General features: G+C 60.4%; 21 protein-coding genes. 16 read left to right on the top strand and 5 right to left on the bottom strand.

Translation table 11 applies throughout. From position 1 onward, the window contains the following. Nucleotides 1-100 precede the first annotated feature (100 nt). A complete protein-coding gene (locus PMI27_RS11915; RefSeq protein ID WP_008152589.1) occupies nt 101-478 on the bottom strand; it encodes a DUF6124 family protein in 378 nt (125 codons plus the stop codon). 656 nt (nt 479-1,134) lie between these two features. Here PMI27_RS11915 and mdcA point away from each other — a divergent pair. The 9 genes from mdcA to madM all read left to right on the top strand — a co-directional run bounded on the left by mdcA (nt 1,135) and on the right by madM (nt 8,366). Next, nucleotides 1,135-2,805, top strand: a complete 1,671-nt coding sequence (gene mdcA / locus PMI27_RS11910) for a malonate decarboxylase subunit alpha (RefSeq protein ID WP_008152587.1) — start codon at nt 1,135-1,137, stop codon at nt 2,803-2,805. Continuing rightward, entirely contained in the window at nt 2,805-3,662 is an 858-nt protein-coding gene (locus PMI27_RS11905; RefSeq protein WP_008152585.1) for a triphosphoribosyl-dephospho-CoA synthase, read from the top strand. Before mdcA ends, PMI27_RS11905 begins: the two co-directional genes overlap by 1 nt. Further along, complete coding sequence (locus tag PMI27_RS11900; RefSeq protein ID WP_008152582.1) at nt 3,662-3,961, top strand: malonate decarboxylase subunit delta; 300 nt, start codon at nt 3,662-3,664, stop codon at nt 3,959-3,961. Before PMI27_RS11905 ends, PMI27_RS11900 begins: the two co-directional genes overlap by 1 nt. Next, nucleotides 3,954-4,796 carry a biotin-independent malonate decarboxylase subunit beta gene (locus PMI27_RS11895; RefSeq protein ID WP_008152580.1) on the top strand — a complete coding sequence of 281 codons (843 nt, stop codon included), beginning with the start codon at nt 3,954-3,956 and terminating at the stop codon, nt 4,794-4,796. The genes PMI27_RS11900 and PMI27_RS11895 overlap by 8 nt, the downstream gene beginning before the upstream one ends. After that, nucleotides 4,793-5,596, top strand: a complete 804-nt coding sequence (mdcE, locus tag PMI27_RS11890; protein ID WP_008152577.1) for a biotin-independent malonate decarboxylase subunit gamma — start codon at nt 4,793-4,795, stop codon at nt 5,594-5,596. The genes PMI27_RS11895 and mdcE overlap by 4 nt, the downstream gene beginning before the upstream one ends. Next, nucleotides 5,590-6,210 carry a malonate decarboxylase holo-ACP synthase gene (locus PMI27_RS11885; protein ID WP_008152575.1) on the top strand — a complete coding sequence of 207 codons (621 nt, stop codon included), beginning with the start codon at nt 5,590-5,592 and terminating at the stop codon, nt 6,208-6,210. The genes mdcE and PMI27_RS11885 overlap by 7 nt, the downstream gene beginning before the upstream one ends. Continuing rightward, on the top strand, nt 6,207-7,118 hold the full coding sequence (gene mdcH / locus PMI27_RS11880; protein WP_008152571.1) for a malonate decarboxylase subunit epsilon: 912 nt from the start codon (nt 6,207-6,209) through the stop codon (nt 7,116-7,118). Before PMI27_RS11885 ends, mdcH begins: the two co-directional genes overlap by 4 nt. Nucleotides 7,119-7,183: 65 nt before the next feature. Next, nucleotides 7,184-7,600, top strand: a complete 417-nt coding sequence (madL, locus tag PMI27_RS11875; protein ID WP_008152570.1) for a malonate transporter subunit MadL — start codon at nt 7,184-7,186, stop codon at nt 7,598-7,600. A gap of 1 nt (nt 7,601) precedes the next feature. After that, complete coding sequence (madM, locus tag PMI27_RS11870; RefSeq protein ID WP_008152568.1) at nt 7,602-8,366, top strand: malonate transporter subunit MadM; 765 nt, start codon at nt 7,602-7,604, stop codon at nt 8,364-8,366. A gap of 111 nt (nt 8,367-8,477) precedes the next feature. On the opposite strand, the gene PMI27_RS11865 is transcribed toward madM, so the two are convergent. Then, on the bottom strand, nt 8,478-9,392 hold the full coding sequence (locus tag PMI27_RS11865; protein ID WP_033053440.1) for a LysR family transcriptional regulator: 915 nt from the start codon (nt 9,390-9,392) through the stop codon (nt 8,478-8,480). Nucleotides 9,393-9,603: 211 nt separating this feature from the next. Here PMI27_RS11865 and trhA point away from each other — a divergent pair, with 211 nt between their 5' ends. Further along, nucleotides 9,604-10,221, top strand: a complete 618-nt coding sequence (gene trhA / locus PMI27_RS11860) for a PAQR family membrane homeostasis protein TrhA (RefSeq protein ID WP_008152563.1) — start codon at nt 9,604-9,606, stop codon at nt 10,219-10,221. A 5-nt stretch (nt 10,222-10,226) separates the two neighbouring features. Here the strand turns inward: trhA and PMI27_RS11855 are convergent, their stop codons facing one another. Beyond that, nucleotides 10,227-11,135, bottom strand: coding sequence for a LysR family transcriptional regulator (locus PMI27_RS11855; RefSeq protein WP_008152562.1), 909 nt, complete (start codon nt 11,133-11,135; stop codon nt 10,227-10,229). 107 nt (nt 11,136-11,242) lie between these two features. Here PMI27_RS11855 and PMI27_RS11850 point away from each other — a divergent pair, with 107 nt between their 5' ends. Genes PMI27_RS11850 through PMI27_RS11840 form a run of 3 tightly spaced genes read left to right on the top strand, consistent with a single transcriptional unit; the run spans nt 11,243 to nt 13,783 of the window. After that, entirely contained in the window at nt 11,243-12,484 is a 1,242-nt protein-coding gene (locus PMI27_RS11850; RefSeq protein WP_008152560.1) for a D-amino acid dehydrogenase, read from the top strand. Nucleotides 12,485-12,502: 18 nt separating this feature from the next. Next, entirely contained in the window at nt 12,503-12,853 is a 351-nt protein-coding gene (locus PMI27_RS11845; protein WP_008152557.1) for a RidA family protein, read from the top strand. 27 nt (nt 12,854-12,880) lie between these two features. Next, nucleotides 12,881-13,783 carry a transporter substrate-binding domain-containing protein gene (locus tag PMI27_RS11840; RefSeq protein ID WP_008152556.1) on the top strand — a complete coding sequence of 301 codons (903 nt, stop codon included), beginning with the start codon at nt 12,881-12,883 and terminating at the stop codon, nt 13,781-13,783. Between the two features lie 79 nt (nt 13,784-13,862). Here PMI27_RS11840 and PMI27_RS11835 read toward each other — a convergent pair whose 3' ends face one another. Both PMI27_RS11835 and PMI27_RS11830 read right to left on the bottom strand, forming a co-directional pair. Beyond that, nucleotides 13,863-14,582, bottom strand: coding sequence for a 16S rRNA (uracil(1498)-N(3))-methyltransferase (locus PMI27_RS11835; protein WP_008152554.1), 720 nt, complete (start codon nt 14,580-14,582; stop codon nt 13,863-13,865). A 173-nt stretch (nt 14,583-14,755) separates the two neighbouring features. Continuing rightward, nucleotides 14,756-16,162, bottom strand: a complete 1,407-nt coding sequence (locus PMI27_RS11830) for an adenosylmethionine--8-amino-7-oxononanoate transaminase (RefSeq protein WP_008152551.1) — start codon at nt 16,160-16,162, stop codon at nt 14,756-14,758. 222 nt (nt 16,163-16,384) lie between these two features. On the opposite strand from PMI27_RS11830, the gene PMI27_RS11825 reads away from it, so the two are divergent. The 3 genes from PMI27_RS11825 (at nt 16,385) to PMI27_RS11815 (ending at nt 19,583) form a co-directional block, all read left to right on the top strand. Continuing rightward, nucleotides 16,385-18,142 carry a flavin monoamine oxidase family protein gene (locus tag PMI27_RS11825; RefSeq protein WP_008152550.1) on the top strand — a complete coding sequence of 586 codons (1,758 nt, stop codon included), beginning with the start codon at nt 16,385-16,387 and terminating at the stop codon, nt 18,140-18,142. Nucleotides 18,143-18,405: 263 nt separating this feature from the next. Next, nucleotides 18,406-18,957 carry a cytochrome b gene (locus tag PMI27_RS11820; RefSeq protein WP_008152548.1) on the top strand — a complete coding sequence of 184 codons (552 nt, stop codon included), beginning with the start codon at nt 18,406-18,408 and terminating at the stop codon, nt 18,955-18,957. Nucleotides 18,958-18,989: 32 nt separating this feature from the next. Further along, entirely contained in the window at nt 18,990-19,583 is a 594-nt protein-coding gene (locus PMI27_RS11815; RefSeq protein WP_033053395.1) for a YceI family protein, read from the top strand. The last annotated feature ends 208 nt before the right edge of the window (nt 19,584-19,791 follow it).

A 19,791-nucleotide genomic window follows, 5' to 3' on the forward strand; every position in this document is an offset into this window, starting at 1 on the left:
AAACCATTGCATGCGGTGTACCTGATACACCTCGGTTGCAGATTTTGGGGCCGCTTCGCGACCCAACGGGGGCAAGCCCCCTCACCACAAGGGTTCTGCGCTAAACCCCGGCCCGAGCCTTCATCTGCGCCGACTCATGATGATCCAGCGCCCGCTCCACCAACAATTGCACCCCATCCGCCATGCGGCTGAGCGCCAAGGCTACAGAGCGGCGTGAGCCTTCCACATCGTCCGCCAGATCGGCAGCAATGGCGCTGATGGACAGCAGGTCTTCGGAGGCATTGGTCAGGAGGGCTTCGGTGTCGATGTCGGGGGAGACGCTGAAGAGGTGATGTTTGCGGCGCTTGCCCGGTTTTTCAGGGGGTGGGAAGTAATAGGAAAAGACGCGGTCGGCGGCTTCCTTGAGTTTTTCGGCTTCGAGGGAGGCTTGGGGATCGGTGTCAGTGTTATCTGCTGAGTTGGGCGTTACCTTGGACATAATGAGTTTCCGCTTACAGATTGGAGTTGGCCCATTCGTTATGAATGGCGCTTTTGCGCCCTTTTTTTGGGGTTTCCAGTCCCAGTCACTGGATGTGCAGCGACACACAAACGATAAAGATCAACGCAAAAAACCACCAGTCGGCGGGTTCCGGCATTGCTGTAGGCAGCGACGCTAGATTGCGTAGCCTCACACCGTTCCTGCGGACAAACTTTTAAACACAAATCCCCATTTGGCTGGCGAAGGTTGAAGAGTCCCAAAAAGGGACTGATCGGTCCTTTTTTGGGACTTATTGATGATTGATGTGGCGCTTTCTAAGGACAGGTGTTTCAACACAAAAACTAGGTGTGTTCGAAATCCACCCCTCACCCCAGCCCTCTCCCCAGAGGGGAGAGGGGGAAAGGGAGCCGATCTTCAAGCCTTTCAAAACCTGAGTTCAACTTGATATCTCAGGTCGAAAAATTTCTTTTAAACGCATCGATCAGTCCCCTCGCCCCTCTGGGGAGAGGGTTAGGGTGAGGGGTGGATTTAACTGACATAAAAGAAAACCAGACCAACCATTACCCTAACCGTAACAATCCAACACTCTGCTTGATTGATGCCCCCACCCAACGCTCCTAAGGTGACTCCCACGACAGCGAACCCGTGGAGTGGTCATGACAACAACAATATCCCCCGACTCGCGATGGACGCGGCGGCGCAGCGAAAAGCAGCGGCGTCTCGAGCTGGTAAGGGGTCTTGCCGACGGTGTGGTCCTGCCCACCGACAAAATCGTTGCGGCGCTGGAGGCCTTGATCCTGCCCGGCGACCGTGTGGTGCTGGAGGGCAACAACCAGAAGCAGGCGGATTTCCTGTCCCGCTCCCTGGCCAAGGCCGATCCCGCGAAGCTGCATGACCTGCACATGATCATGCCCAGCGTCGGACGCTCCGAGCACCTGGACCTGTTCGAACGCGGCATCGCCCGTAAGCTCGACTTCTCCTTCGCCGGCACCCAGAGCCTGCGCATCAGCCAGTTGCTGGAAGACGGCCTGCTGGAAATCGGCGCGATCCATACCTACATCGAGCTCTATGCGCGACTGGTGGTGGACTTGATTCCGAACGTGGTGCTCTCGGCCGGTTTCATGGCCGACCGCGCCGGTAACATCTACACCGGCCCGAGCACCGAAGACACGCCCGCATTGATCGAACCTGCCGCCTTCAGCGACGGCATCGTCATCGTTCAGGTCAATCAACTGGTGGACGATGTCAGCGACCTGCCTCGTGTCGACATCCCAGCCTCCTGGGTCGATTTCGTGGTGGTGGCCGACAAGCCGTTCTACATCGAACCGCTGTTCACCCGCGACCCGCGCCACATCAAGCCTGTGCATGTGTTGATGGCGATGATGGCGATCCGCGGAATCTACGAAAAACACAACGTCCAGTCCCTTAACCACGGCATCGGTTTCAACACCGCCGCCATCGAGTTGATCCTGCCGACCTACGGCGAATCCCTCGGCCTGAAGGGCAAGATCTGCCGCAACTGGACCCTCAATCCGCACCCAACCTTGATCCCGGCCATCGAAAGCGGCTGGGTCGAAAGTGTGCATTGCTTCGGCACCGAACTGGGCATGGAAAACTACATCGCCGCCCGGCCCGACGTGTTCTTCACCGGTCGCGACGGCTCCCTGCGTTCCAACCGGATGTTCTGCCAACTGGCCGGGCAATACGCGGTGGACCTGTTCATCGGCGCCACCCTGCAAGTCGACGGTGACGGTCATTCCTCCACCGTGACGCGCGGTCGCCTGGCCGGTTTCGGTGGTGCGCCGAACATGGGCCATGACCCGCGCGGTCGCCGCCACGGCACCCCAGCCTGGCTCGACATGCGCCATGACGATGCGCCCGAAGCGCTGCTGGAGCGAGGCAAGAAACTCGTGGTGCAAATGGTCGAGACTTTCCAGGAAGGCGGCAAACCGACCTTCGTCGAAACCCTCGACGCCGTGGAAGTGGCGAGGAAAAGCGGCATGCCGCTGGCGCCGATCATGATCTATGGCGACGACGTCACCCACCTGCTGACTGAAGAAGGCATCGCCTATTTGTACAAAGCGCGTTCGCTGGAAGAGCGTCAGGCGATGATCGCGGCCGTGGCCGGGGTCACCGTGATCGGTCTGCGCCACAACCCGAAAGACACCGCGCGCATGCGCCGCGAAGGCCTGATCGCCTTGCCCGAAGACCTCGGCATCCGCCGCACCGACGCCACCCGCGAATTGCTCGCGGCAAAAAGCGTGGCCGATCTGGTCGAGTGGTCCGGTGGTCTCTACAACCCGCCCGCCAAGTTCAGGAGCTGGTAATGCACGCATTCAACCTGCAACCGAAAACCCTGTCCCTGGCTGAGCGGCTGGCGGATCTGGCCGTGGACGCACTGATCGACGAAGCGGACCTGTCGCCGAAACCGGCGCTGGTCGACCGTCGCGGCAATGGCGCGCACACCGATTTGAACCTCGGGCTGATGCACGCTTCGGCGCTGTCCCTGTGGCCTGCGTTCAAGGAAATGGCAGAGGCCGCCATCGAGTTCGGCGAAGTCGGTCTGCCGCTGCGCGAAGCGATTGGCCTGATCGGTCGTGAAGGCGAGGAAGTGATGCTCGCCACCACGGGCGGCGTGAACACCCATCGCGGGGCAATCTGGGCCTTGGGTCTGTTGGTCGCTGCTGCCGCGCTGGAATCCACGAATACCAAGGCAAGCGCTGTGACTTTGCGCGCCGCACGCCTTGCCTTGCTCGACGACCGTTACGCGCCGCGTCCTCTGAGCCACGGCGCGCAAGTCGCTCAGCGTTATGGCGCACGCGGTGCCCGTGAAGAAGCGCAGCTCGGTTTTCCGGCAGTGATCCAACGGGCGCTGCCGCAACTCAAACGCAGCCGCGCCGCCGGTCATGGCGAGCAGAGCGCCCGGCTCGATGCCTTGCTGGCGATCATGACGAATCTGGCCGACACCTGCGTGCTCTACCGCGCCGGCGAACAAGGCCTGCAGACCATGCAACTCGGCGCCCAAGCGGTACTCGACGCGGGCGGCAGCGCCAGCCTCGCCGGCCGTCGTCGTTTACATGACTTGGATGAACAACTGATCGCGTTGAACGCCTCGCCCGGCGGCGCTGCTGACTTGCTCGCCGCTTGCTTGTTCATCGACCGCATCGAATCCGGAGCTTTCTGATGGAAACCTTATCTTTTGAATTCCCCGCCGGGCAGCCGCCACGCGGCCGGACGCTGGTGGGCTGTGTCGGCTCGGGCGATCTGGAAGTGCTGATCGAACCAGGCCAGGTCGGCAAACTGACGATCAAGGTGCAGACCTCGGTCAACGGCGCCGAACAACGCTGGCAGCATCTGTTCGCGCGGATGTTCGACGGTCAGACACCACCGGCGATGGCGATCGATATCCACGATTTCGGTGCGACGCCGGGCGTGGTGCGCTTGCGTCTGGAACAAGGCTTCGAGGAGATCAGCCATGACTGATCTCCTCAACAAACACAGCTTCGTCGAACTCGGCGCCCGACAACGAGCGAAAGCCTTGCTCGACGCCGGCACCTTTCGCGAATTGCTCGACCCGTTCCAGCGAGTCATTTCGCCATGGCTGTCGCGCCAGGGCGTGGTGCCGCAAGCGGATGACGGCGTGGTGATCGCCAAGGGCAACATCGGCGGTTTGCCGGTGGTGATCGCCGCCATCGAAGGCGCATTCCAGGGCGGCAGCCTCGGTGAGGTCGGCGGGGCGAAGATTGCCGGTGCGCTGGAACTGGCGGCCGAAGACAACCGCAACGGCATTCCGACCCGCGCCGTGTTGCTGCTGGAAACCGGTGGCGTGCGTTTGCAGGAGGCCAACCTCGGGCTGGCTGCGATTGCCGATATTCATGCGGCGATTGTCGATCTGCGCCAATACCAGCCTGTTGTGGGTGTGGTGGCGGGCAGCGTCGGCTGCTTTGGCGGGATGTCGATTGCCGCCGGGTTGTGCAGTTATCTCCTGGTGACTCAGGAAGCGCGTCTTGGCCTGAACGGTCCGCAAGTGATCGAGCAGGAAGCCGGGCTTGAGGAATACGACTCCCGTGATCGTCCCTTCATCTGGAGCCTGACCGGTGGCGAGCAACGTTTTGCCAGTGGTTTGGTGGATCGTTTTGTCGCTGACGACGTGGCGCAGGTTCAGCAGCAGGTCAGTGAATTGCTTATGCAAGGTTTGCCGAAACAGCAACGCAGCCGTCAAGCCGAATGGTTCCTGCAACGGTTGGCTCGTCTGGACGCGGAGCCGCAAATCGAGCCGTCAACGGTTCGCGATCTGTATCAAGGAGAGCGCTCATGAGTTCGTATTCCCTGAGAGGTTTGAACTGGTTCAACGCCTTGAGTGCAGGCGCCAAACCGGTCGATGGTTTGCCGGCTTCGTTGAAAGTCGCTGATGGTGTATTGGGCGACCAACCTGTTCGGTTTATCGCGGTGGTGGCTGATCCCGACAACCGCTTCGTCCGCGCCCGCAATGGCGAGGTCGGTCTGCTGGAAGGTTGGGGACTGGCCAAAGCCGTGGATGACGTCATCGCAGCGGATCTGGATAAATCGCAGAAACGCGCCTTGATCGCCATCGTCGATGTGCCGAGTCAGGCCTACGGTCGGCGCGAAGAAGCGCTCGGCATTCATCAGGCCTTGGCCGGTGCCGCGGACAGTTATGCCCGCGCCCGACTGGCCGGCCATGCCGTGATTGGTTTGCTGGTGGGCAAGGCAATGTCCGGAGCGTTTCTGGCGCATGGGTATCAGGCCAATCGGCTGATCGCCTTGCGCGATCCGGGCGTGATGGTGCATGCGATGGGCAAGGCTTCGGCGGCGCGGGTGACGTTGCGCAGCGTCGAAGAACTCGAAGCCTTGGCCGCCAGCGTGCCGCCGATGGCGTACGACATCGACAGTTACGCGAGTCTTGGACTGCTCTGGGAAACCTTGTCGGTGGAACAGATCGAGCAGCCGACGGCGGCGGATCTGACGCGGGTGACTGAATGCCTGAGCCAGGCGATTGGCGATGTCGCCACCAGTGGCCGAGACCTGAGCAGCCGCTTGGGCGCGAGCAATCGTGCGGCGTCGAGCCAGGTGCGCCAATTGCTGAGAGCGCAGTGGTGAACACGCTTCTGGCCCACGACCTGCTCTGGGGGCTGACCCCGGAGCAGTTGCCTACGGATGCACCTTCGTGGGTGATCGAGTCGATCAGTGCGGGTCAACCGGTGGTGGTTCGGCGTGCGTTGAGCGCGGCGGATCACATCGCGGTCGGCGTGCGTGGACGTTTGCGGGAGCAGCGTTATGCGACGGTGATGTCGGTCGATGCGATTCAGCGTCAAGTCCGGCCGGAAGCGCTTTGTCATGTCGCGATTGATCGGGATTTGCCGGCAGTGCGCGCCCTCAATCAACTGCGGCCGATGCTCGATTCCTGTGAGTGGGTTTGGGGTGTCAGCGGCAGCGCCGGGTTTGAATTGGCCAGTGGTTTTGAGGCATTGCATGAGGGCAGCGATCTCGACTTGATCCTGCGTACACCGCAGCCGTTGGATCGTGTGCAGGCGCAGGCACTGGTGAAGCTTCTCGATGCTGCTGTCTGCCAGGTCGACATGCAGTTGCAGACTCCATTCGGTGCAGTCGCCTTGCGCGAATGGGCCGGTCCCTCGCAACGGGTCCTGCTAAAAAACGCCAGTGAAGCCTGTCTGGTAACCAATCCGTGGAACCCGCAGGAGCAAGCAGCGTGAGCAGCTTGCTGGTGTTCCCTGGCCAGGGCGCGCAGCAGCCGGGCATGCTGCATCGTTTGCCTGTGGAAACAGTGAACGAGGCAAGTGAAGTCCTCGGAGAAGACGCTTTTCTTCTGGATTCTGCCGAAGCGCTGAAGTCGACAAGAGCGGTTCAGCTTTGCTTGCTGATCGCTGGCGTCGCGGCTTCACGCCAGTTGTTAATGACGGCGGATTACGTGGCAGGATTGTCCATCGGCGCCTACCCGGCAGCGGTGGTCGCCGGTGCCTTGAGCTTCAGCGATGCGCTGCATCTGGTCAGCCTGCGCGGTGAACTGATGCAACAGGCTTATCCACAAGGCTATGGCATGACCGCGATCATCGGTCTGGACCTGGCCACGGTGGAAGAGTTGCTGGCGCAGGTTCACAGCGTCGACACGCCGGTTTACCTGGCCAACATCAACGCCGATAACCAGGTGGTGATTGCCGGCAGCGATGGCGCGATGAAAGCGGTCGCCGAGTTGGCCAAAGGTCGTGGTGCAGGTCTGGCCAAACGCCTGGCTGTCAGCGTGCCGTCCCACTGCCCGCTGCTGGAAACTCCTGCGAAAACTTTGGCCGAAGCCTTCGCCAAGGTGCCGCTGAAAACTCCGACGCTGGGCTACCTGAGTGGTAGTCGCGCCCGGCCCGTCAGCAACACTGAAGCCCTGCGCGACGACCTGGCGTTCAACATGTGCCGCGTGGTGGATTGGCGCGGCACGGTACAAAGCGCCTACGAGCGCGGCGTACGACTACAGATCGAACTGCCGCCCGGTGCGGTGCTGACCGGGCTGGCGCGCCGGGTGTTCGAGCAGGGCACCGTGATTGCCTTCGACGGTGCGCGGCTCGATACCTTGCAGGCGCTGTTGCGTGAGGAGGGAAGCCGCCAACTCTAGAACACCGACTCAGGCCTTCGAACAACAAAAACAACATTCGACGATGCACTTTGAGGACAACAACAATGATTATTTACGGTGTGGCGCTGTTGGCGATTTGTACGCTGGCAGGGGTGATCGTAGGCGACATGCTCGGCGTGTTGCTGGGCGTGAAATCAAACGTCGGCGGCGTCGGGATCGCGATGATCCTGTTGATCTGCGCGCGGTTGTGGATGCAAAAACGCGGCGGCATGACCAAGGATTGCGAGATGGGCGTCGGTTTCTGGGGCGCCATGTACATTCCGGTGGTGGTCGCAATGGCCGCGCAACAAAACGTCGTCACCGCCCTGCACGGCGGCCCGGTGGCGGTGCTGGCAGCGATCGGTTCTGTGGTGATCTGCGGTTGCACCATTGCCCTGATCAGCCGGACTCACAAAGGCGAACCGTTGCCCGATGAATCGGCGCAAGTAACGCCGGTCGGCACGCCAGTAGGAGGTCGCTGATATGTGGGAACTCATTGAGAAGGGTCTGACCAATAACAGTCTGGTGACGGCGTTCGCGTTCGTCGGCGTGATCATGTGGGTGTCGGTGGTGCTGTCCAAGCGCCTGACGTTCGGACGGATTCACGGTTCGGCGATTGCCATCGTCATCGGGCTTGTTCTGGCCTGGGTCGGCGGCACGATGACCGGTGGGCAAAAAGGCCTGGCGGACCTGACGCTGTTTTCCGGCATCGGTCTGATGGGCGGCGCCATGCTGCGGGACTTTGCAATCGTCGCCACGGCATTCGAAGTGCAAGCCACCGAAGCGAAAAAGGCCGGTTTGATCGGTGTGATTGCGCTGCTGCTGGGCACGATCCTGCCATTCATTGTCGGCGCGAGCATGGCCTGGGTGTTCGGTTATCGCGATGCGATCAGCATGACCACCATCGGCGCGGGCGCGGTGACTTACATCGTCGGGCCGGTGACCGGGGCGGCGATTGGTGCGAGTTCGGATGTGGTGGCGTTGTCGATTGCCACCGGGTTGATCAAGGCGATTTTTGTGATGGTTGGCACACCGATGGCGGCGCGCTGGATGGGGCTGGATAACCCACGCTCGGCGATGGTGTTTGGTGGGTTGGCTGGCACCGTCAGCGGTGTGACGGCGGGGTTGGCGGCGACGGATCGGCGGTTGGTGCCTTATGGCGCGTTGACGGCGACGTTCCACACTGGGCTTGGGTGCTTGCTGGGGCCTTCGTTGTTGTACTTTATTGTTCGCGGGATTGTCGGTTAAGCCTGGATTTGTAGCGCCGGTGATGGCCTCATCGCGGGCAAGCCATGCTCCTACAGGATGTGCGCGCTCTCTGTAGGAGCAAGGCTTGCCCGCGATGGGTGCGACGCGGTCTCAAGCCTGGCGATTGGCATACATCCGACACTCAGCCAGCAACGCCAACAGATTCGGATCCCGCTCCTTGGCCTTCAAGAACACCACGCCAATGTGCTGCTGCAACCGATACTTTTCCTGCAACGGAATCAGCTTCACCCGGTTCTCATACACCGCCGCAATCCGTCCCGGCAGCAACGCATAACCCACGCCCGAGCTGACCATGCTCAGCAGGGTGAAGATGTCGTTGACCTGCATCGCCACCTTCGGTTCGAACCCCGCTTGCTTGAACACCCGATTACCGTCCTGGTGCGTGGCAAAGCCCTGGGTCAGCGTAATGAATGTCTCGTCGCGCACTTCTGCAAGGTCGACTTCGGTCCGTTGAGCAAACTTTGAATCCGCCGGTGTGGCGAGAAAGATGTCGTCGGAAAACAGCGAAATCTGCTCGCAGTCCGGGTCGTTGACGCTCTCATCCAGCGACACCAGGATCGCGTCGACTTCCATGTTTTTGAGTTTGTACAGCAGGTCGAAGTTCGAGCCGAGGATCAGGTCGATGTTGAGTTCGCTGCGGCGGATCTTCAGGCCCATGATCAGTTGCGGCACGGTTTTTACCGTCAGCGAATACAGCGAGCCAAGCTTGAAGCGCTCGGCGGAGAACCCGGCGGCTTCGCGGGTCAGGCGCACGGTTTCGACCACATCCTGAATCAGCTTCTGCGCGCGTTCTTCCAGCACATAAGCGCTTTCGAGTGGGGTCAGGTTGCGGCCTTCGTGTTTGAATAGCGGGCAACGCAGGGCGCTTTCCAGGGAGTGAATAGCCCGGTGCACGCTGACGTTGCTGGTCTGCAATTCGGCGGCAGCCCGGGCCAGGTTGCCGGTGCGCATGAAGGCCAGGAACACCTCGAGTTTTTTCAGGGTCAACTCTTCATCGATCAGCATGATGCAGACTCTTTTTGGAATGGCTCGATTGTGCCCAATTGGCTGACGTTTGGCTCGATGGCTTTTGTAGGAGCTGCCGAAGGTTGCGATCTTTTGATCTTTGGCATCTTCAAGGGCGCCGAAAATTAAGATCAAAAGATCGCAGCCTCGTTTCACTCGACAGCTCCTACACAGCTCGTACACAGCTCCTACATCTTGAGGTGAGTAACACATGTATCACGGGGAAAGATTGAATGCCTGGACGCATCTGGTCGGGGCGGTGGCAGCGGTGGTCGGGGTGGTGTGGATGCTGGTGATCGCCGGCATGGACGGCAGCCCGTGGAAGATTGTCAGCGTGGCGATTTACGGGTTCACCTTGTTGGTGCTTTACAGTGCGTCGACCGTTTACCACAGCGTGCGTGGGCGCAAGAAGGCGATCATGCAGAAGGTCGATCACTTTTCGATCTACCTGTTGATTGCCGGCAGCTACACGCCATTCTGTCTTGTGACGCTACGCGGGCCGTGGGGCTGGACCTTGTTCGGAATTGTCTGGGGATTGGCGCTGATCGGCATCCTGCAAGAGATTAAACCGCGCTCGGAAGCGCGGATTCTGTCGATCGTGATCTACGCGGTGATGGGCTGGATCGTGCTGGTGGCGGTCAAGCCGTTACTGGCGGCGTTGGGCCCTGTCGGTTTTACCTGGTTGGCGTCGGGCGGGGTGTTGTACACCGTGGGCATTATCTTTTTTGCCCTCGATCATCGTCTGCGCCATGCCCACGGGATCTGGCATTTGTTCGTGATCGCCGGGAGTCTGCTGCACTTCGTGGCGATTATGTTTTATGTCCTTTGAGGCCTCTAAGGGATCAAGCGATCCAGCTGCGCCTGCGCCCGTCGGCTGAACACCTGCAACAAGTCGCTCAGGGTGTGCGGCGGCGGTTCGTCGGCGCAGGTCACCGCGTACAGGGTGATCGGTAACGCTGGCGCCAGAGGTCGAATCGCCGTGGTGGCGGGGGACGCGCCGAGCGCGGTAAACGGGTCGATCACCGCCAGCCCGGCACCGGATTCAACCATCGCCCGCGCCAGCGAATAGGTCTGCACGGCGATGCGAACCCGTGGCGGCGGATCGACTGCCTCAAGGTAGCTGTCGAGCCTGGCCGCCAGCGGATCGGCGCTGGACAGGCCGATCAGCGGCGCGCCGGCCAGTTCGATCAATGGTAATGGTTGGCCCAAGGCGTCGTCGGCCCAATAACCCAACGGCGCCAGCGCCACCAAAACTCCGCAGGCCAACACCTGCGCCTTCAGGCCCGGGTGATCCGGCGGTTGCAAGGTCAGCGCGACATCCACTTCGCGCATCAACAAATTCTGCATCAGTTCACGGCTGTGGGCGCTGGACAGCTCGCAGACGATGTCCGGGTAGCGTTGCGTCCATTCGTTGATGGCCGGCGGCAGCAGCGACAAGGCCAGCGCCGGAATCGCGCCAATCCGTACGCTGTGACCCGGCTCGCGTCGCAGGCTCTGGGCCAGGCGTCGCACGCCTTGCAGGCTTTCGGTGACCTTGTCGACTTCGCGCTCAAGCTCCAGCGCTTCGGGCGTGGCCTGCAATTTACCGCGCACCCGCAGGAATAACGGGAAGCCCAATTGCTGCTCGGCGTGTTGCAGCACTTTGCTTACCGCCGGCTGCGATACGTGCAGCAACTGCGCGGCGCCACTGACCGAACCGGTCTGGCGAATGGCCTGGAAAATCTCGATGTGTCGCAGTCGCATGGCAAGTCCATAACCTTTGTTTATGGGTCAGGCATCTTTATGCATTGTTCAACGCCTGTCACCTGGTCCTAATCTGAAGCCTGTTTCAACAACGGTTAAGGACAGACATGGCTCAGCGGGTTTGCATCATCGGTGGTGGCGTCATTGGGCTGACGACGGCTTACGCACTGGTGCGCGACGGCATCGACGTGACGCTGATCGAGGCCCGGGATTCGTTGGGCAGCGAGACCAGTTTCGCCAACGGCGGCCAGTTGTCCTACCGTTACGTCGCGCCGCTGGCCGATGCCGGCGTACCGTTGCAGGCGCTTGGCTGGATGCTGCGCGGTGACTCGCCGTTGAAGCTGCGCCCGCGCCTGGACCCGGCGCAATGGCGCTGGATGGCGTCCTTTCTGGCGGCCTGCCGTCGTTCGGTGAATCAGCGCAACGGTGCGCACCTGCTGCGTCTGGCGCTGCTGAGCCAATCCACGCTGCAAGGCTGGCGCGAAGAAGACCGCCTCGACGGTTTCGACTGGCGGCGCAACGGCAAACTGGTGACGTTTCGTGAAGCCGCGAGTTTTGAGCATGCGCGCCATGGCCTGGCGGATCCGCAACAGCAGCACGTGCTGTCGCGGGCCGAATGCGCACAGTTGGAGCCTGCACTCGCCGAGGCGCCGTTTGTGGGCGCGATTTATACCCCCGATGAGGAGGTCGCCGATTGTCATGCTTTCTGCCAGCGATTGATGGCTCGACTCCAGGCGTCGGGGCATTGCGAGTTTTTGCTCGGGCGCAAGGTCACCGGCATTCGCCACGTGGACGGCGCGGTGCAGGCCGTCGAAATGGGTTCGCAGGTGCTGCCGGTCGAGCAACTGGTGATTGCCGCCGGTCATCGCAGTCCGGCGCTGGCATTGCCGGGCATGAACTTGCCGCTGTATCCGCTCAAGGGCTACAGCCTGACCTTGCCCATCCACGCCGAACATCGTGCGCCGGAGCTGAGCATCACCGATTACAACCGCAAGATCGTTTATGCCCGCATCGGTGATCAACTGCGCGTGGCGGCGATGGTCGACATTGTCGGCTTCGACCCGGCGCTCGACCCCAAACGCCTGGCGCTGATCAAGCGCCAGGCACAGGAAACCTTGCCGAATGCCGGCGATTACGCCGCCGCCATCGAATGGGCCGGCATGCGCCCGGCGACCCCCAGCGGCGTGCCGTTGATCGGCGCCACGGCATACCGCAATCTGTGGCTCAACCTCGGCCATGGCGCCCTGGGTTTTACCCTGGCCTGTGGCAGCGCCCGGTTGCTCAGCGAGTTGATCGCCCGGCGCGCACCTTCGATTGAAATGCAGGGCCTCGCCCCCCGCGTCGCCTGACTTGAAAAGGAAAAGCCGATGAGCATCAACCGTATCAACAGCAACAGCCGGCTCTCTGGCGCGGTGACCTTTGGCGATCTGGTGTTTCTCTCGGGACAGGTTCCGGGTGACAGCACCGACGTCACCGGCCAAACCGCCGAGGTGCTGGCGAAGATCGACGCGTTGCTGGCCGAGGCTGGCAGCGACAAAGATCATCTGCTCAACGCGACCATTTACCTGAACGACATTGGCCGCGATTTCGCCGCCATGAACGAGGTCTGGTCGCAGTGGCTGTCGCCGGGCATGGCGCCGACCCGCACTACTTTGCAGGCGCAACTGGCCCGTCCAGAGGTCCTGGTGGAAATCACCGTGATCGCCGCCCGCCGCTAATCAACTGACCCACAACGGAGAATAACAATGCAAAAAATCACGTTGATCGGCTGCACCCTCGGCCTGCTGCTCGCCAGCCAGGTCCAGGCCAACGAAGCGCCACTGACCGGCACGCTGAACAAGGTTGCCAATGCCAAGAGCATCACGCTGGGCTATCGCGACGCGTCGGTGCCGTTCTCCTACGTGGGTGATCACACGGGGCAGCCGATGGGCTATTCGGTGGACCTGGCGAGCAAGATTGTCGAGCGCATCAAGCAAAAACTTGAACTGCCGGATCTGCAGGTGAAGTACAACCTGGTGACCTCGCAAACGCGCATTCCACTGGTGCAGAACGGCACGGTCGACCTTGAATGCGGCTCCACCGGCGTGACGGCCGAGCGCATGCAGCAAGTGGCGTTTTCCTACGGGTTTATCTACGTGAAGGGGCAGTTGCTCACGGCAAAGGACAGCGGCATCAAAAGCTTCGCCGACCTGCGCGGCAAGAACGTCGTGACCACCGCCGGCACCACTAATGAACGGTTTCTGAAGAGCTACAACGTCGATAACAAGATCGATATGTTCGTGATCAGCGCCAAGGACCACGGCGAAGCGTTCCAGATGCTGCAGTCGGGTCGGGCGGCGGCGTTCTATATGGATGACGCGCTGCTCTACGGCGAACGCGCCAAGGCCCGCGATCCGCATAACTGGGTTGTGGTGGGCGAGGAACAGTCGCGGGAAATCTACAGCTGCATGGTGCGCAAGGGCGACCCGCAGTTTCTTGAGTTGGTGAACTCGACACTTGCCGATCTGTACAGCTCAGGTGAGATCAACGGCATCTATCAGCGCTGGTTCCAGCAACCGATTCCGCCCAAAGGCCTGAACCTGGAATTCCCGATGACCAGCGAGTTGAAAGCGATCATTGCGAAGCCGGTGAGTGATCCGGTGCAATAGGATCAAAAGATCGCAGCCTGCGGCAGCTCCTACAATTGAAACGCGATCTCCCGTAGGAGCTGCCGCAGGCTGCGATCTTTTAGAAGTCACCCCAAAGTTGTTGGGCAACCGCCAATGCCACCACCGGCGCGGTTTCGGTGCGCAACACGCGAGGGCCGAGGCGGGCGGCGTGAAAACCGCCAGCCTTGGCCTGCTCGACTTCCGCATCGGACAACCCGCCTTCCGGGCCGATCAAAAACGCCAGCGTCGCCGGTTTCGCATGGCTCACCAACGGCTCAGCCACCGGATGCAGCACCAGTTTCAATTCGGCCTCCGTCTGCTTCAGCCAATCGGCCAGCAGCAGCGGCGGATGAATCACCGGCACCCGTGAACGCCCGCACTGCTCGCACGCGCTGATCGCAACCTGGCGCCAATGCATCAGGCGTTTGTCGGCGCGCTCATCCTTCAACCGGACTTCACAGCGGTCGCTGAAGATCGGGGTGATTTCCGTGACGCCCAACTCGGTGGCTTTCTGAATCGCCCAATCCATCCGCTCGCCACGGGACAAGCCCTGGCCGAGATGGATCGACAAGGGCGACTCGACCTGCCCGGTGAAGCTTTCATCGATCTGCACGACGACGCGCTTCTTGCCGACCTCCACCAGCGTGGCGCGGAACTCATGGCCCGAGCCGTCGAACAGTTGCAGCGCATCACCCTCGGCCATGCGCAGCACGCGGCTGATGTAATGGGCCTGGGCCTCGGGCAACTCGTGTTCGCCAGTGCTCAAGGGGGCGTCGATAAAGAAGCGGGACAGTCTCATCTTGGGTCTCTGAAAAGGGTGTTAATCATCTGAATCATTGTCGGCTTCTGTGTGTGAACCTTTGTGGGAGTGAGCCTGCTCGCGATAGCGGGGTGTCAGTCGACATCAATTTTGACTGTTACACCGCAATCGCGAGCAGGCTCACTCCCACATGGACCGCATCGTTCGATGCATCAGCCCGGATCGCGGAAGCCCGGGTGAAAGTCCTTCGGCACCGAAACACTGACGCTGTCACGGGTCGCGATGTCGATACCTTCACTCGCCACTTCGGCCAGAAAGTCGATCTGTTCAGGCGTGATCACGTACGGCGGCAGGAAGTACACCACGCTGCCCAACGGTCGAAGTAAAGCACCACGCTCCAGCGCATGCTGGAACACTTTCAAGCCGCGACGTTCCTGCCACGGATAAGCTTCCTTGGTGGCCTTGTCCTTGACCATCTCGATGGCCAGCACCATGCCGGTCTGGCGCACTTCCGAAACGTTCGGGTGATCGGCCAGGTGCGCGGTGGCGGTGGCCATGCGCTGGGCCAGCGCCTTGTTGTTCTCGATGACGTTGTCTTCTTCGAAGATATCCAAAGTCGCCAATGCCGCCGCGCACGCCAGCGGATTGCCGGTGTAGCTGTGGGAATGCAGGAAGGCGCGCAGGGTCGGGTAGTCGTCGTAGAAAGCGCTGTAGACATCTTCGGTGGTCACGCAGGCCGCCAACGGCAGGTAACCGCCGGTCAGGGCCTTGGACAGGCAGAGGAAGTCCGGGCGGATGCCGGCCTGTTCACAGGCAAACATCGTTCCGGTGCGGCCGAAGCCGACGGCAATTTCGTCGTGGATCAGGTGCACGCCATAGCGGTCGCAGGCTTCGCGCAGCAGTTTCAGGTACACCGGGTGGTACATGCGCATGCCGCCGGCGCCCTGGATCAGCGGCTCGACGATGACTGCTGCGACGGTGTCGTGGTTCTCGGCCAGGGTCTGTTCCATAGCCGCGAACATGTTCCGCGAGTGTTCTTCCCAGCTCATGCCTTCCGGGCGCAGGTAGCAATCGGGACTCGGCACCTTGATGGTGTCCAGCAACAGTGCCTTGTAGGTTTCGGTGAACAGTGGCACGTCGCCCACCGACATCGCCGCCATGGTCTCGCCGTGGTAGCTATTGGTCAGGGTGACGAAGCGCTTTTTGTTCGGCTGGCCGCGGTTGAGCCAGTAGTGAAAGCTCATTTTCAGCGCGACTTCGATGCAGGACGAACCGTTATCGGCGTAAAAGCATCGGGTCAGGCCTTCCGGCGTCATTTTCACCAGGCGCTCGGACAACTCGATCACTGGCTGATGACTGAAACCGGCAAGGATGACGTGCTCCAGCTGATCGACCTGATCCTTGATGCGCTGGTTGATTCGCGGGTTGGCGTGACCAAACACGTTGACCCACCAGGAGCTGACGGCGTCGAGGTAGCGTTTGCCTTCGAAGTCTTCCAGCCAGACGCCTTCACCGCGTTTGATCGGGATCAGTGGCAGCTGTTCGTGGTCTTTCATCTGGGTGCAGGGATGCCACAACACCGCGAGATCGCGTTGCATCCACTGATTATTCAGGCCCATTTTCAGTCTCCTCGAGGCGGCTCGCGACATGCGCGGGCAAACAATCGCGCAAGCCTATGCAATGCATCGTCTGGGGACAACCCATTGTGTGGATTGAGCTACTTTGTATAGGTGGATAGACGTCGCTGGCGGCCTTTTGATGGCTGACGTATTCTTCGCGGTTCTTTGAGCCGTCTGGCTCGTAAAACCGCTATTTCCTCGTATATTTCCGGAGTTCGCTGAATGTCTGCTGGTTGGCTGCGCGCCTGTGCGCTGGTGATGTTGGGGCTGTTCAGCGTGTCTGCGCTGGCCAAGGATAAAACGGCGATCGTGATCGGCGGAGGGCTGTCTGGCCTCACCGCGGCTTACGAACTGCAAAACAAGGGCTGGCAGGTCACCCTGCTGGAAGCCAAATCGAGCATGGGCGGTCGCTCCGGCATGGCCACCAGTGAGTGGATCGGCAACGACAAGACCCAACCGGTTCTGAACAAGTACGTATCGACCTTCAAGCTGAGCACCACGCCGGCCCCAGAGTTCGTGCGGACCCCGGGCTACCTGATTGACGGTGAGTATTTCACTGCCGCCGATCTGGCCACCAAGCAGCCGGCCACCAGCGACGCGCTCAAGCGCTATGAAAAGACCCTGGACGATCTGGCGCGCTCGATCGAAGACCCGCAGAACCCGGCGGCCAACAGCACACTGTTCGCCCTGGACCAGATCAACGTGTCCAACTGGCTCGACCGTCTGAATCTGCCGGCCACGGCACGTCAGTTGGTGAATCAGCAGATCCGTACCCGTTATGACGAACCGTCGCGCCTGTCGCTGCTGTACTTCGCACAGCAAAGCCGTGTTTACCTTGGCGTTGCCGACCGTGACCTGCGTGCTTCACGCCTGCCCGGCGGTAGCCCGGTGCTGGCCCAGGCGTTCGTCAAACAACTGAAAACCATCAAGACCAGCTCCCCGGTCTCGGCGATCACCCAAGACAAGGACGGCGTGACCGTCAAAGTCGGCAGCGTTGGCTATCAGGCTGACTACGTCGTTGTGGCCGTGCCATTGCGCGCACTGAACAAGATCCAGATGACTCCGTCGCTGGATGCCCAGCACATGGGCGCGATCAAGGGCACCAACTACGGTTGGCGCGACCAGATCATGCTGAAATTCAAGACACCCGTGTGGGAAAGCAAGGCGCGCATGACCGGCGAGATCTACAGCAACACCGGTCTGGGCATGTTGTGGGTTGAGCCGGCGATGAAGGGCGGCGCCAACGTGGTGATCAACCTGTCTGGCGACAACGCGCGCGTGATGCAGGCCTTCGGCGACAAGCAGTTGGTCGATCAGGTGTTGATCCGTCTGCACGCCTTTTATCCACAGGCGCGCGGTTCGTTCACCGGTTATGAGATCCGCCGTTACAGCGTCGACCCCTCGATGGGCGGCGCTTACCTGGCCTTCGGCCCTGGCCAGATCAGCAAATACTGGCGCCTGTGGGAACGTCCGATTCAGCGTGTAGCCTTTGCCGGCGAACACACTGACACCTTGTACCCGGGCACTCTGGAAGGCGCACTTCGCACCGGTCAGCGTGCAGCCAGTCAGGTAGAAGACCTGGCGGCGGGCAAGTCGTTTGAACCGGCGAAAGTTGTTCCGGCAGCGACCGTTGCGGCGGCCGGCGCGGTGGCGGCGAAGAAAGGTAACTTCTTCACCAACCTGTTCGGTGGTTCTGACGACAAACCGGCACCCGTCAAGGCGCCAGAGCCAGTGGCTCCGGTTGCTCCGGCACCGGCTCCAACACCTGCGCCGGCCCCAGCGCCAGCACCGGTAGAAGCGCCGAAACCAGTCACCCCGGTGAAAGCCGAACCCGCCAAAAAAGCCCCGGTCAAAGCTGCGGTGAAAAAACCTGCGGCCAAAGCCGAGGCCAAAAAGGCCCCGGTGAAGAAAGCTGAAACGGCGAAGAAAGTAGCGGCCAAGCCTGCTGCGACTCCGGCGACAGTTACCAAAGCGCAGTAAGCTTTGGGATTAAAGAAGCGCGGCAGAAATGCCGCGTTTTTTTATGCCTGAAGAAAACCAATATCAAGAATCGAATAAATATCAGGGCGCAGGTGTTCTTTAGTTGGACTGCATTTTTTCTTACACGCGGATCTTTAATCTTTCCTTAACTCACTCATTTCAGACTCTTGATCGTATTTCTCGATATTTCAAAGCGAAATTTTCCGCTTTTACTCGATAGATAACTCGATAGTCTTGGTCGCAGTTCTCACAGGATTTGGGCAATGCAGCTACGTAATTCTTCTTCGCGCTACGGTTGGGTCAGCATTTTCATGCACTGGGGTGTGGCGCTGGCAGTCTTCGGTCTGTTTGCGTTGGGCTTGTGGATGGTCGGACTCGACTACTACAGCACCTGGCGCAAAGACGCGCCCGACTTGCACAAGAGCATTGGCCTGGTGCTGTTAGCCGTTATGGTTCTACGGGTGCTGTGGCGTTTTATCAGTCCGCCACCACCCGCACTTGAAAGCTATAGCCGCATGACGCGTATGGGCGCCACGTTCGGCCATTCGTTCCTGTATCTCAGTCTGTTTGCTGTGATGATTGCCGGTTACCTGATTTCCACCGCAGACGGTGTCGGGATTCCGGTGTTTGGCCTGTTTGAAGTTCCTGCACTGGTTTCCGGACTACCGGATCAGGCAGACACCGCCGGTGTGATTCATCTGTATCTGGCGTGGGCGCTGGTAATTTTTTCCGGTCTCCATGCGTTGGCAGCATTGAAACACCACTTTATTGATCGTGATGCGACCCTGACGCGAATGCTGGGGCGCAAAGCTTGATGCTCAACCTCGACTCCAAAGGAATAGAAAGTATGTTGAAAAAAACGCTCGCTGCTCTGGCAATCGGTTCTGCCTTGCTGTCCGCCAACGTGATGGCAGCCGACTACGTTGTCGACAAGGAAGGCCAGCACGCCTTCGTTGACTTCAAGATCAGCCACCTGGGCTACAGCTACATCATCGGTACCTTCAAGGACATCGACGGCAAGTTCAGCTTCGACGCTGCCAAGCCTGAAGCCAGCAAGATCGAGTTCAACGTGAACACCGCCAGCGTGTTCACCAACCATGCCGAGCGCGATAAGCACATTGCCAGCGGTGATTTCCTGAACGTGAGCAAATTCGCTAAAGCGACGTTTGTATCCACCAACGTCAAATCCACCGGCAAAAACGCCGCTGGCAAAGATACTGCGGACGTGACCGGTGACCTGACCCTGTTGGGCGTGACCAAGCCAGTCGTGGTCAAGGCCACTTTCCTGGGTGAAGGCAAGGACCCATGGGGCGGCTACCGTGCCGGCTTTGAAGGCACCACCAGCATCAAGCGTTCCGATTTCGGCAAGCAGAAAGACCTGGGCCCAGCGTCCGACGCGGTCGAGCTGTACGTGACGTTTGAAGGTGTGAAAGCGAAGTAACTTTCGCCGCTTGAACAAAAACGCCCCCGATCTCACGATCGGGGGCGTTTTTTATTGCCTGGCGCAATCCGCAACAACGACACGGAACCCTGTAGGAGCAAAGCTTGCTCGCGATGGCGTCATCAACCACACCACACACCGAGGTGAACCTATCGCGAGCAAGCTTTGCTCCTACAGGGTTTGGTGATGCATAAAAAAATGCCCCTGA

It is taken from the genome of Pseudomonas sp. GM41(2012), assembly GCF_000282315.2.
GTDB lineage: Bacteria > Pseudomonadota > Gammaproteobacteria > Pseudomonadales > Pseudomonadaceae > Aquipseudomonas.